The organism is Streptomyces sp. NPDC127177, from assembly GCF_042672475.1.
Taxonomy (GTDB): domain Bacteria; phylum Actinomycetota; class Actinomycetes; order Streptomycetales; family Streptomycetaceae; genus Streptomyces.
Genome location: NZ_JBHXUW010000011.1, coordinates 12950 through 26636, shown reverse-complemented (window position 1 = coordinate 26636; position 13687 = coordinate 12950). Strand labels below are relative to the sequence as shown.

Genomic DNA, 13687 nt, shown 5'->3' with positions numbered 1-13687 from the left:
ACACCCCAGGGACGACATGACCCAGCACCTCGCTGCCCCCTCCACCGGCACGTCCGACGACGCCCCGGGCCACCGCACCGGCTGGTGGCAGGACGCGGTGATCTACCAGGTCTATCCGCGAAGCTTCGCCGACGGCAACGGCGACGGCATGGGCGACCTCGCAGGCGTCACCGCCCGGCTCCCCTACCTCAGGGACCTCGGCGTCGACGCCGTGTGGCTCAGCCCCTTCTACGCCTCCCCGCAGGCCGACGCCGGCTACGACGTCGCCGACTACCGGGCCATCGACCCGATGTTCGGCACCCTGCTGGACGCCGACGCGCTGATCCGCGAGGCCCACGACCTGGACCTGCGGATCATCGTCGACCTGGTGCCCAACCACTCGTCCGACCAGCACGAGTGGTTCAAGCGCGCCCTCGCCGAGGGCCCCGGATCCGCCCTGCGCGACCGCTACCACTTCCGCCCCGGCAAGGGCGCCAAGGGCGAACTCCCGCCCAACGACTGGGAGTCCATCTTCGGCGGACCGGCCTGGACCCGGACCACAGACCCGGACGGCACTCCCGGCGACTGGTACCTGCACCTGTTCGCGCCCGAGCAGCCCGACTTCAACTGGGAACACCCGGCCGTCGCCGACGAGTTCCGCTCCATCCTGCGCTTCTGGCTCGACATGGGCGTCGACGGCTTCCGGGTCGACGTCGCGCACGGGCTCGTCAAGGCCGAGGGCCTGCCCGACCTGGGAGCCCACGACCAGTTGAAGCTGCTGGGCAACGATGTCATGCCGTTCTTCGACCAGGACGGCGTGCACGCGATCTACCGCAGCTGGCGCACCATCCTCGACGAGTACCCCGACACCAAGGCGCCCGAAGGGCCTTCGCCGGACGGCCGGCGACGGGCGACGGGCGGGCGCATCGCGGTGGCCGAGGCATGGACCCCGACCGTCGAGCGCACCGCCAACTACGTGCGCCCCGACGAGATGCACCAGGCCTTCAACTTCCAGTACCTGACGACCGACTGGGACGCGGCCGAGCTGCGCGCCGTCATCGACACCTCGCTCGACGCGATGCGTCCGGTCGGCGCCCCCACCACCTGGGTGCTCTCCAACCACGACGTGACCCGGCACGCCACCCGGTTCGCCAACCCGGCCGGCCTCGGCACCCAGATCCGGACCGCGGGCGACCGCGAACTGGGCCTGCGCCGGGCCCGTGCCGCCTCCCTGCTTATGCTGGCGCTGCCCGGCTCCGCCTACGTCTACCAGGGCGAGGAGCTCGGTCTCCCCGACGTCACGGACCTGCCCGACGAGGCCCGCCAGGACCCGTCGTTCTTCCGCGCCGAGGGCCAGGACGGCTTCCGCGACGGGTGCAGGGTGCCGATCCCGTGGACGCGCGGCGGCAGCTCCCACGGCTTCGGTGAGGGCGGCAGCTGGCTGCCGCAGCCCGCCGGCTGGGGCGAGCTCAGCATCGAGGCGCAGACCGGTGCGGCCGGCTCCACCCTGGAGCTGTACCGGGCCGCGATCGCCGCCCGCCGCGAGCACCCCGGACTCGGCGCGGGCACCGAGGTGGAGTGGCTGGACGCCCCCGAAGGGCTGCTGATCTTCGCGCGCCCCGGATTCGTCTGCACCGTCAACACGACGGGCGCCCCCGTCCGCATCCCCGTACGCGGCACCGTCCTGCTGTCCAGCGCTCCGGTCCACGCCGACGGCGCCGAGATCGAGCTGCCGGCCGACACCACGGTGTGGTGGACGGTGTGACGGTCCCCCTGCCCAGGGCCGGCGGCGCGCTGAGGCTCTCGGACATCGCCGGTCAGGCCTCGGTCAGTGAGGCGACCGTCAGCCGGGTGCTCAACGGCAAGCCGGGCGTCGCGGACACCACGCGTCAGCGGGTGCTCGCGGCGCTCGACGTCCTGGGCTACGAGCGCCCGGTACGGCTGCGGCAGCGCAGCGCCGGACTGATCGGACTGGTGACGCCCGAGCTCACCAACCCGATCTTCCCGGCGTTCGCGCAGTCCGTCGAACAGGTCCTGGCGGGCCACGGCTACACGCCGGTGCTCTGCACCCAGCTGCCCGGCGGCGCCACCGAGGACGAACTCGTCGAGCAGCTCGTCGAGCGCGGCGTCGGTGGCATCGTCTTCCTCTCCGGGCTGCACGCCGACACCTCGGCCGACCCGGCACGCTATGCCGCGCTCACAGAGCGCGGGGTGCCGTTCGTCCTGATCAACGGCTACAACGAGCGGATCAGCGCCCCGTTCGTCTCGCCCGACGACACCGCCGCCGTCCGGATGGCAGTGGGCCACCTCGCGGAACTCGGCCACCGCAAGGTCGGGCTCGCGATCGGCCCTCAGCGCTACGTGCCCTCCCGCCGCAAGCGGGACGGCTTCGTGGACGCGGCGGTCTCCCTGCTGGGGCTCGACCGCTCCGATGCCGAACTCCTGGTGTGCTCGACGCTGTTCAGCGTCGAGGGCGGCCAGGTGGCGGCGGGCGCACTGCTCGACCAGGGGTGCACCGGCATCGTCTGCGGCAGCGACCTGATGGCGCTGGGCGTGGTGCGGGCGGCCAGGGACCGCGGGCTGGACGTGCCGCGTGAGGTGTCCGTGGTCGGCTTCGACGACTCGCAGCTCATCGCGTTCACCGACCCGCCGCTGACCACCGTGCGCCAGCCGGTGCAGGCGATGGCGGCGGCCGCGGTGGGCGCCCTGCTGGAGGAGATCGGCGGAAGTCCCGTGCAGCGCACGGAGTACGTGTTCCAGCCCGAGCTGGTGGTACGGGGATCGACGGCGGCGGTGCGCACCGCCTGAACGGGCGTGGGGACGGGGCCGGGTCCGGAGGGGGGTCCCGGCCCCCGTCCCCGCGTGCCGCCCTCAGTCCTGCCCGTCGCCCTCCTCGAAGAGCCGTACGGTGCCGAGGATCCGGCGGACCGTGGCGTCGGAGACCTCGTCGGGCACCCCGTGCGCCCCGACGTAGGTCCATGACACGAACTCGCCCCGCGCGTTCTTGAAGGCGAACGTCACCGCCTTGCCGTCGGTGTCGCACTTGCCCTTCTTCGGCGACCCGGACGATGTGACGGTCACGAGCCGGCCCTCGATGCCGGACTTCGTCCGGTACGGCTTGGCCTCACCGACTGTGAGGCGGCTGCGGTCCGGCTGGGTGTAGGCGCCGTAGACCCAGGTCTTCGCGGTATCCCTGGCGGCCTCGGCGGCGCTCTTCGAGCCCTTCTCGCCGGTGGTGCCCGTCGAGGCGAGGCCGGTGTCCTCCTTGGTGCCGTCCTGGTCGTCGTCGGACGTGCACCACTTCTCCTTCAGGACCGCCGGGGCCATCATCGCGACCAGCGGCTTCTCCTGGGGGTCGTCGTCCTCCGCGACGTAGCTGACCCAGCTCGCGGACTGCCGCTTCCAGGAGGCGGGCACGTCGAAGGTGATGCCGCGCTTGGCGTTGACCACCGTGTTCCAGCCGGGGACGAGGGGGCCCGAGCTGTGGTCGGCAGCGGACCGGGCCGGGTCGCCTGTGCTCGCCGAGGCCGTCACCGCGGGCTTCGCGTCGGCCTTGTCGCCGTCGTCGCCGCGAAGGGCCAGGAAGCCGGTCACCCCGCACGCCACGACGACTGCCGCGCAAGCGGCCACGGCGGTGACCGTGGTGCGGCTCCAGCGGCGGCGGGGCGGCTCGGGGGCGCCCATGCCCAGCGTGGGTGCGGCGTGCAGGTCGGGGCCCGGCCGTCCGGGCTGTGTCGGGGTCGAACCCGGGTACCCGTCGCGGGAGTTCGGATGCTCGGAAGACGACTGCTGTCCTGGCCACATGGAAGATCACTCTAGTCGGCGCCGCCGAACGCGTTCGAACGCCGCGCTTCCTGCCGGTCCGTCACGCACTGGAGAGGCCCCGAGGCCGGCCCGGGGTGGGCCGGCGGGGAAGCGGCCTCGGGGCCCTTCCGGTGGTGTGACCGGTCCGGCCGGCCGGGCGCGTGGGGCCCGCGGTAACGGGTCCCCCGGCCGACCGGACCGGAGTCGGGAGAAACGTAACAGCGCTGCAATGTCTTGCGTAAGGCATTGCAGGAAGGAATCTCCAGTATTTCGCGGGTGTGAGCGGGATATGAGCAGGTCGTGTCCAAAGGGTTGACCGGAACCTGGTGGGCTCGTACGGTCTCCCCGCGGCAAGGTTTGCATTCTTGCAGCAAGAACATTCAGGAGCCTTGAGGGCAGGGCGCGTTGCCGTATGAGGCTGCATCGTCACCCGCATTTCCCCCACCGCAGGAGGAAACATGGCACGAAGACCTCTGTCTGCCGCCCTCGCCCTGGTGGCGGGCGCCGCCGCCCTCGTGGTCCCCGCCACGAACGCCGAGGCCGCCACGCCCGGCACCAAGGACGTCACCGCGGTTCTCTTCGAGTGGAAGTTCGACTCCGTCGCCAAGGCGTGCACGGACACCCTCGGCCCGGCCGGCTACGGATACGTACAGGTCTCGCCGCCCCAGGAGCACATCCAGGGCGGGCAGTGGTGGACCTCGTACCAGCCGGTCAGCTACAGGATCGCCGGACGGCTCGGCGACCGCACGTCCTTCGCCAACATGGTCAGCACCTGCCACGGCGCGGGCGTGAAGGTCGTGGCCGACTCGGTCATCAACCACATGTCGGCCGGATCCGGCACGGGCACGGGCGGGTCCTCGTACAGCAAGTACGACTACCCCGGCCTGTACTCGGTCAACGACATGAACGACTGCCAGTCGCAGATCAGCAACTACGGCGACCGCGCCAACGTCCAGAACTGCGAACTCGTAGGCCTGGCCGACCTGGACACCGGTGAGGAGTACGTCCGCGGCAAGATCGCCGGATACCTCGACGACCTGCTCTCGCTGGGCGTCGACGGCTTCCGCGTCGACGCGGCCAAGCACATCCCCGAGAACGACCTCGCCAACATCAAGTCGCGGCTGACCAACCCGGGTGCCTACTGGAAACAGGAGGCGATCTACGGAGCCGGTGAGGCGGTCTCACCCGACGAGTACGCCGGGACCGGTGACGTCCAGGAATTCCGCTACGCCCGCAGCCTCAAGCAGGTCTTCGAAAACGAGAACCTCGCCAACCTGAAGAACTTCGGCGAGGGCTGGGGCTTCATGCCCTCCTCGACGGCCGCGGTCTTCGTCGACAACCACGACACCGAGCGCAACGGCGAGACGCTGAACTACAAGGACGGCGCCGACTACACGCTCGCCGGCGTCTTCATGCTGGCCTGGCCCTACGGCTCGCCCGACGTCCACTCCGGCTACGAGTGGTCCGACGCGGACGCAGGACCGCCGAACGGCGGCACGGTGAACGCCTGTTACAGCGACGGCTGGAAGTGCCAGCACGCCTGGCCCGAGATCGCCTCCATGGTCGGCTTCCGCAACACCGCGCGCGGCGAGGCCGTCACCAACTGGTGGGACAACGGTGGCGACCGGATCGCCTTCGGCCGAGGCTCCAAGGCGTACGTCGCGATCAACCACGAGGGCTCCCCGCTGACGCGCACGTTCCAGACCTCGCTGCCCGCCGGTGACTACTGCGACATCCAGTCCGGCAACGGCGTCACCGTCAACGGCTCCGGCCAGTTCACCGCCACGCTCGGTGCCGACACGGCGCTGGCCCTCCAGACCGGCGCCCGCACCTGCTCCGGCGGCGGCACCGACCCGACCGACCCGACCGACCCGGGCACGGGCGCATCCGGCGTCTCCTTCGGCGTCAACGCCACGACCCAGCCCGGCCAGAACATCTACGTCACCGGCAACCAGTCCGCGCTCGGCAACTGGAACACCGGCAGCGCGCCGAAGCTGGACCCGGCCACGTACCCCGTCTGGAAGCTCGACGTGAGCCTGCCCGCCGGTACGTCGTTCGAGTACAAGTACATCCGCAAGGACGCGAGCGGCAACGTCACCTGGGAGAGCGGTGCCAACCGCACGGGCACCGTGCCGTCCTCCGGCAAGGTCGCGCTGACGGCGGACGCCTGGCGGAACTGAGACCTCTCCACGGGCCGCGCGGTCGCCGGCCGCGCCGTGTCCTCAACCGCCGGACGGGCCGGATCCGCCCGTCCGGCTCCACACCCCTTCGAGGAGAACCAGAGTGATACGTCCGTCCCCGCGCGCGTCCGCGCGAAGAGCGGCGCCCGCCGCCGTCGTCGCGGCCGCCCTGTGCGCGGCCCTCGTGCCCGCGCCGCCCGCCGCCGCGGCCAGGCCGCCCGCCGCGCCTTCGGACGCCGAACTGGCCGCGCAGCCGGCCCGCCAGGACCTGACCCGTGAGCAGTTCTACTTCGTCATGCCCGACCGGTTCGCCAACGGCGACACGGGCAACGACCGGGGCGGTCTGACCGGCTCCCGGCTGGAGACCGGGTACGACCCCACGGACAAGGGGTTCTACCAGGGCGGCGACCTCAAGGGACTGACCAGCAGGCTCGACTACATCAAGGGGCTCGGCACCACCGCCATCTGGCTCGCCCCGATCTTCAGGAACCGGCCCGTCCAGGGCACCGGCAAGGACGCGTCGGCCGGGTACCACGGTTACTGGATCACCGACTTCACCCAGGTCGATCCGCACTTCGGCACCAACGCCGACCTGACGAAGCTGATCGACAAGGCCCACGGCAAGGGCATGAAGGTCTTCTTCGACGTCATCACCAACCACACCGCGGACACCGTCGACTACGCCGAGAAGACCTACGGATACAGGCCCAAGGGCGCCTACCCGTACCTCGACCGGGACGGCCGCCCCTTCGACGACGCCGCGGGCGTGGCGAAGGTGGACGCCGACTCCTTCCCGTACAAGCCGGTCACCACCGGCGGCAAGACACCGGCCTGGCTGAATGACCCGACGATGTACCACAACCGGGGCGACTCGACCTACGCCGGCGAGTCCACCACGTACGGCGACTTCTCCGGGCTCGACGACCTGTGGACCGAGCGGCCCGAGGTCGTCTCCGGCATGGAGAGGATCTACGAGAAGTGGGTCCGCGACTTCCGCATCGACGGCTTCCGCGTCGACACCGTCAAACACGTCGACATGGACTTCTGGACCCAGTGGGCGACCGCGCTGGACGCATACGCCGCGAAGCACGGGCGCAAGGACTTCTTCATGTTCGGCGAGGTCTACTCCGCCGACACCGCGGTCACCTCGCCCTACGTCACCCAGGGACGGCTGGACGCGACGCTCGACTTCCCCTTCCAGGAAGCGGCCCGCCAGTACGCCTCCCAGGGCGCCGCGGCCTCCAAGCTCGCCGCCGTCTTCGGCGACGACTACCGGTACACCACCGACAAGGCGAACGCCTACGAGCAGGTGACCTTCCTCGGCAACCACGACATGGGCCGCATCGGCACCTTCCTCCGGCAGGACAACCCGAAGGCCGGTGACGCGGAACTCGTCAAGCGCGCCCGGCTCGCCAACGAGCTGATGTTCCTCAGCCGCGGCAACCCCGTCGTCTACTACGGCGACGAGCAGGGGTTCACGGGCGCCGGCGGCGACAAGGACGCCCGCCAGAGCATGTTCGCCTCGAAGACCGCGGACTACCTCGACGACGACGAGCTGGGCACCGACCGCACCCACGCCTCCGACGCGTACGACACCGGGCACCCCCTTTACCGGTCCATCGCCGCCCTCTCCGAACTGACCGGGAAGAACCCGGCGCTGCGCGACGGGGTCCAGACCGAGCGGTACGCCGAGGGTTCCGTCTACGCCTTCTCGCGTACGGACCCGAAGCACAGCAACGAGTACGTCGTCGCCACCAACAACGGCACATCCGCGAAGACCGTCCAGCTGCCCACGGAGTCGGCGCGGATGGACTTCCGTACCCTGTACGGCGGTTCGGGCACGGTCCGCAGCGGCGCCGACAAGAAGATCGAGGTCACGGTCCCGGCCCTCTCCAGCATCGTGCTCCGCGCCGGGAAGACACTCGGCGCCCCGGCCGCCAAGCCCTCGATCACGCTGAAGGCACCCGCCGCGGGAGCCACCGGCACGGTCGAGCTGACCGCGGGCGTCGACGGCGGCTCACTCGACCGGGTCGTCTTCGCCGCCCAGCAGGGCAACGGGAAGTGGACCACGCTCGGCACCGCCGACCACGCCCCGTACAAGGTCACCCAGACCATCGGCGACACGACCGCCGCCGGAACGCCGCTGCGCTACAAGGCCGTCGTCGTCGACCGCGCCGGGCGCACCGCGAGCGCCCTCGCCTCCTCGACCGCCGGACAGGCACCCGCCCCGGCGAAGCCCGTGGCAGTCGACCGCGACTACGCGGTCATCCACTACAGGCGCGCCGACGGCGACTACGACGGCTGGCAGGCCAGGTCCGGCGACGCCACCGCGGACTTCACCGGACGGGACGCCTACGGCGCGTTCGCCTGGATCAAGGTGCCGGAGGACGCCACCTCGGTCCCGTACACCGTCGAGAAGGGGGCCACCGCCGACGGGCCGGAACGGACCGTCGACCTCGCCACGACCGGACAGGTCTGGATCGAGCAGGGCGCGGACGGCCAGGCCGGCACCGCACCCGACGGCGCCTATCCCGCACCGGACACCTCCAAGGCCGTCCTGCACTACTACCGTGCCGACGGCGACTACGACGGCTGGGGGCTGCACACCTGGACCGGCGCCGAGAAGCCGACCGACTGGGCCGAGCCGCTCCAGCCGGTGAAGAAGGACGCCTCGGGCCTCACCTTCGAGGTCCCGCTCACCGACGGGGCCACCTCGCTCAGCTACATCCTGCACCGCGGCGACGAGAAGGACCTGTCCAGCGACCAGTCGCTCGACATCGCGAGCTACGGCCACGAGGTGTGGATGCTCGGCGGTACGGCCGGATACCTGCTGCCGCAGGCCGGCGGCGCGCCCGCTCCCGACCTCTCCAAGGCCGAGGCGCAGTGGATCGACTCCGACACCGTCGTCTGGAAGGTGAAGGCCACCGAGGCCACCAGCCAGCAGCTCGTCTACGCGAAGAACGGTGGCATCTCCGTCGTCGACGGCGCGCTGACCGACGAGGGCCGGTGGCTGCGGCTCACCCCGTCCGCGCTGAGTGACGCGCAGAAGGCGAAGTACCCGCACCTCAAGGACTATCCGGCGTTCACCGTGGACGCCCGGGACCGGGACAGGGTCCGGGAGGCCCTGCGCGGCCAGCTGATCGCCACCCAGCGCGCGGCCAACGGGGCGCTGCTCGCCGCCACCGGTGTGCAGAGCGCGGGCGTGCTCGACGACCTCTACGGCTCGCGGGCGAGCGGCGCCTCGCTCGGCCCGGTCTTCCGCAAGGGCAGGCCCACCCTCTCCGTCTGGGCACCCACCGCACAGAGTGTCGCGCTCGAACTCGACGGCAGGACCGTCCCGATGCGGCGGGACGACCGCACCGGCGTCTGGTCCGTCACCGGCACCGAGAAGTGGAACGGCAAGCCCTACCGGTACGTGGTGAAGGTCTGGGCGCCCACCGTCCGCAAGATCGTCACCAACAAGGTCACCGACCCCTACTCCACCGCGCTGACCACCGACTCCGCCCGCAGCCTCGTCGTCGACCTCGACGACCGCGGGCTCGCGCCCAGGGGCTGGAGCACGCTCCGCAAGCCCGCCGCCGTGCCGCCGCGCGACGCCCAGATCCAGGAGCTCCAGATCCGCGACTTCTCGATCGCGGACCCCACCTCCAAGCACCCCGGCGAGTACCTCGCCTTCACCGACACCCGCTCCGACGGGATGAAGCACCTCAAGCAGCTCGCCGACTCCGGCACCGGCTACGTCCACCTGCTGCCCGCCTTCGACATCGGCACCATCCCGGAGAAGAAGAAGGACCAGCAGAAGCCGGCCTGCGACCTGTCCGTCTACGCCCCGGACTCCCGGGAGCAGCAGGCCTGCGTGGCGAAGGCCGCCGCGAAGGACGCCTTCAACTGGGGCTACGACCCGCTGCACTACACCGTCCCCGAGGGCAGCTACGCCTCCGACCCGGACGGCACCAAGCGCACGGTCGAGTTCCGGCAGATGGTGCAGGGGCTGAACGGCGCCGGTCTGCGGACCGTCATGGACGTGGTCTACAACCACACCGTCGCCTCCGGCCAGGACGACAAGTCCGTGCTCGACCGGATCGTGCCCGGCTACTACCAGCGGCTGCTGGAGGACGGCACCGTCGCCACCTCCACCTGCTGCGCCAACACCGCGCCGGAGAACACGATGATGGGCAAGCTCGTCGTCGACTCGATCGTCACCTGGGCCAAGGAGTACAAGGTCGACGGCTTCCGCTTCGACCTGATGGGACACCACCCCAAGGCCAACATCCTGGCCGTGCGCAAGGCCCTGGACGCCCTGACCGTCGCCAAGGACGGGGTCGACGGCAAGAAGATCATCCTGTACGGGGAGGGCTGGAACTTCGGTGAGATCGCCGACGACGCCCGCTTCGTCCAGGCCACCCAGAAGAACATGGCCGGCACCGGCATCGCGACCTTCTCCGACCGGGCCCGCGACGCGGTGCGCGGCGGCAGCCCCTTCGACGAGGACCCCGGCGTACAGGGCTTCGCCACCGGCCTCTACACCGACCCCAACACCTCCGCGAACAACGGCACCGAGGCCGAGCAGAAGGCCCGGCTGCTGCACTACCAGGACCTGATCAAGGTCGGGCTCACCGGCAGCCTCGCCGGGTACACCTTCACCGACACGTCGGGGCACACGGTCAAGGGCTCGGACATCGACTACAACGGGGCCCCGGCCGGATACGCCGCGGCCCCCGGTGACGCCCTCGCCTACGCCGACGCCCACGACAACGAGACGCTGTACGACACCCTCGCCTTCAAGCTCCCGGCGGGGACCTCGGCGGCCGACCGGGCCCGTATGCAGGTCCTGGCCATGGCGACGGCCACCCTTTCGCAGGGACCCTCGCTCTCCCAGGCCGGCATCGACCTGCTGCGCTCCAAGTCCCTGGACCGCAACTCCTTCGACAGCGGCGACTGGTTCAACGCCCTGCACTGGGACTGCCGGGCGGGCAACGGCTTCGGCCGCGGACTGCCGCCCGCCGCCGACAACGAGGCCAAGTGGTCCTACGCCAAGCCCTTGTTGACCAATTCCGCGATCAGCCCCGGCTGCCCGCAGATCAACGGCGCCTCGGCCGCGTACCAGGACCTGCTCACCATCCGCGCGACCGAGAAGGACTTCGGCCTCGCCACGGCCGCGCAGGTGCAGTCCACGCTGTCCTTCCCGCTCTCCGGAAAGGACGAGACGCCCGGCGTGATCACCATGCGGCTCGGAAGGCTTGTGGTCGTCCTCAACGCCGCCCCCGGCACCGCCACCCAGAAGGTCGCCGCCCTGGCGGGCAGGAACTACGCACTGCACCCCGTCCAGGCGGCGGGCGCGGATTCTACCGTCAAGAAATCCACATACGAGAGAAGTTCGGGAAGGTTCACCGTTCCGGGACGCACAGTGGCGGTGTTCACCCTGCGCTGACCACAACAGGTCTACCGTGAGGCCAGCCGCCGGGGAGAGCCGCACCACCGCACTCCCGGGCGCGCCCTCCCACTCCACCCGGCCGGGTCCCGGCCCCGCCCCGTAGCACCGGCAGCCGCACCGTCGGCCCGCCGGTGCCCTACCGGGCGCGGGGACCGGGCCCCGGCCTCTCCACCTGTTCAGCGACGGTGACGATGGTGAGCTACATCCCCGAGGAGACCACGAGCTTTGTCGGACGGAAGGCGGAGCTCGGCCGGATCGAACACGCCCTCGCCACCGGCCGGCTGACCACACTCACCGGCAGCGGCGGCGTCGGCAAGACCCGGCTCGCGGTCCGTGCGGCCGGCCGGGCCGAACCCGGGTACCGCGACGGGGCATGGTGGGCCGACCTCGCCCCGCTCCACGACGACGGGCTGCTCCTGGCCACCGTCTCCGACGCCGTCGGACTCAGCGACCACACCCTGCGGATGCCCATGGACGTCCTGTGCGAGTGGCTCACCGACAAACACCTGCTGCTCGTCCTGGACTCCTGCGAGCACCTGCGCCACGCCTGCGCGCACCTCCTGGGCGAGATCCTCACCACCTCGCCCGGACTCACCGTGCTCGCCACCAGCAGACAGCCCCTCGACATCAAGGGCGAACAGCTCGTCGAGGTGGAACCGCTGCCCGTGGAGGGCGCGGGCGACGCCCTGACACTGTTCCGGGAACGGGCCGTCGCGGCCGCCCCGGACACCGCACTCGACGAACCGGGCACCGTGGCCGCGGCCGGCGAGATCTGCCGCCGGCTCGAAGGCATTCCGCTCGCCATCGAACTCGCCGCCGCCGGCACCGGCCGGCACACCGTCGAACAGATCGCGCAGCGGATCGGCTCCCGCCTCGACCTGCTCGCCGACGCGTCGATCCGGCCGCAGCGCCACCGCACCCTGCGCACCACCATCGGCTGGAGCCACGAGCTGTGCACCCCGCTGGAGCGGCTGCTCTGGGCCCGGCTGACGGTACTGCGCGGCGACTTCGACGAGGCCGTGGCCCAGGAGGTCTGCGCCGGCGGACCACTCACCGGGGACGGTGTCCGCAGGGCGCTGCGCGGACTGGTGGCGAAATCGGTCGTCGCGCACGACGGGGTGCGCCACCGCATGCTCGACACCATCCGCGAGTACGGCCGGATGTGGCTGGCCGAACTCGGCGAGGAACGCGCCGCCGCCGACCGGCACGCCGCCTGCTTCCTGCACCTGGCCCGCAACGCCCACGCGGGCTGGACCGGCGACGACCAGATCAGCTGGTACCACCGCATCGCCGACTCGCACGCCGACCTCTGCGCGGCCCTCGACCACCTCCTCGCCCACGACACCGCCGCCGCCCAGGAGATGGCCGGCCGGATCGGCTTCTTCTGGTGCTGCTGCGGCCACCTGCCGCAGACCCGCGGCTACGCGCAGCGCGCCCTGGACGTCGGCCCGCGCCGGGGTCCCCACCGCACCCGCGCCCTGTGGGTGCTCGGCATCTGCGTGATGCTCCAGGGCGACTACCCGGCTGCCGAGCGGATCGGTGAGGAGTGCGAACGGGCGGCGGCCGACGACGGTTCCGACGAAGGCGTGCTCGCCGCCGCCTACCTGCGCGGCCTCACCCACCTGATGACCGGCAGCCCGGAGCTCGGCCTGCACGAGGCGGACCGGGTGCTGCGCAGCACCGAGGCCGGTACCCCGCTCGAATCGGCCTACCGGCTGCGCTGCCACCTGATCACCGTCTTCGCCCTCACCGGCCTCGGCCGCCTGGACGAGGCCGCCGAGGCCGCGGTCGTGCTGCGCGCGGCCTGCGAGGCCCAGGACGAATGCTGGACCCGCAGCTACGTCGACTACCAGCTCGCCCTGATCGCCCTGCTCCAGGGGCGCGCCGAGGCGGCCGCCGCGCACGCCCGTTCCATGCTCGCCGGCAAGCACCGCCTCCGCGACAGCTTCGGCATCGCGCTCGGCCTGGACATCCTCGCCGCCGCGGTCGCCGCCCAGGGCGAGGGCGCGCACGCCGCCCGGGTGTACGGCACCGGACAGGTCTACTGGCGCATGGTCGGCCACCCCCAGCGCGGCACGCCGGAACTGGGCCCGCTGCGCGAGGCCTGCGAACGCCAGGCCCGCGAGGCCGTCGGTGACGCCGCCTACCAGCGGGCCTTCGACCGGGGCCGCCGGGACAGCGCGGAGGCGGGCCTGGCCCTCGCGCTCCAGGGTGAACTGCTCACATAGTGAATCCCGCTTGTGCGCCCTGCCCGGCCCCGGAAGGGTGGTGGCGTCCCGCCCAGCCCTTC

At 71.4% G+C, this 13687-nt stretch carries 6 protein-coding genes; 5 read left to right on the top strand and 1 reads right to left on the bottom strand.

The genetic code is table 11. From position 1 onward, the window contains the following. The first annotated feature begins 16 nt into the window (after positions 1-16). Positions 17-1744 carry a glycoside hydrolase family 13 protein gene (locus tag ACFVJX_RS09695; protein WP_384125605.1) on the top strand — a complete coding sequence of 576 codons (1728 nt, stop codon included), beginning with the start codon at positions 17-19 and terminating at the stop codon, positions 1742-1744. Beyond that, positions 1729-2787 (top strand): LacI family DNA-binding transcriptional regulator, encoded by a 1059-nt coding sequence (locus tag ACFVJX_RS09690; protein WP_384125607.1) that lies wholly within the window; start codon positions 1729-1731, stop codon positions 2785-2787. The genes ACFVJX_RS09695 and ACFVJX_RS09690 overlap by 16 nt, the downstream gene beginning before the upstream one ends. Before the next feature lie 63 nt (positions 2788-2850). On the opposite strand, the gene ACFVJX_RS09685 is transcribed toward ACFVJX_RS09690, so the two are convergent. Continuing rightward, positions 2851-3663, bottom strand: coding sequence for a hypothetical protein (locus ACFVJX_RS09685; protein ID WP_384125647.1), 813 nt, complete (start codon positions 3661-3663; stop codon positions 2851-2853). A gap of 578 nt (positions 3664-4241) precedes the next feature. Here ACFVJX_RS09685 and ACFVJX_RS09680 point away from each other — a divergent pair. From ACFVJX_RS09680 to ACFVJX_RS09670, 3 genes are all read left to right on the top strand, one after another. Continuing rightward, on the top strand, positions 4242-5963 hold the full coding sequence (locus ACFVJX_RS09680; protein WP_384125609.1) for a carbohydrate-binding module family 20 domain-containing protein: 1722 nt from the start codon (positions 4242-4244) through the stop codon (positions 5961-5963). A 103-nt stretch (positions 5964-6066) separates the two neighbouring features. Further along, positions 6067-11394 carry a pullulanase-type alpha-1,6-glucosidase gene (pulA, locus tag ACFVJX_RS09675; RefSeq protein ID WP_384125611.1) on the top strand — a complete coding sequence of 1776 codons (5328 nt, stop codon included), beginning with the start codon at positions 6067-6069 and terminating at the stop codon, positions 11392-11394. Between the two features lie 194 nt (positions 11395-11588). Next, positions 11589-13625, top strand: coding sequence for an ATP-binding protein (locus ACFVJX_RS09670; RefSeq protein ID WP_384125613.1), 2037 nt, complete (start codon positions 11589-11591; stop codon positions 13623-13625). Positions 13626-13687: the final 62 nt, after the last annotated feature.

Excerpts from the sequence above, each read along its gene's own strand:
- ACFVJX_RS09685 (WP_384125647.1), bottom strand. The coding sequence starts at position 3,663 with ATGGGCGCCCCCGAGCCGCCCCGCCGCCGCTGGAGCCGCACCACGGTC.
- ACFVJX_RS09695 (WP_384125605.1), top strand. The coding sequence starts at position 17 with ATGACCCAGCACCTCGCTGCCCCCTCCACCGGCACGTCCGACGACGCC.
- ACFVJX_RS09670 (WP_384125613.1), top strand. The coding sequence starts at position 11,589 with ATGGTGAGCTACATCCCCGAGGAGACCACGAGCTTTGTCGGACGGAAG.
- ACFVJX_RS09680 (WP_384125609.1), top strand. The coding sequence starts at position 4,242 with ATGGCACGAAGACCTCTGTCTGCCGCCCTCGCCCTGGTGGCGGGCGCC.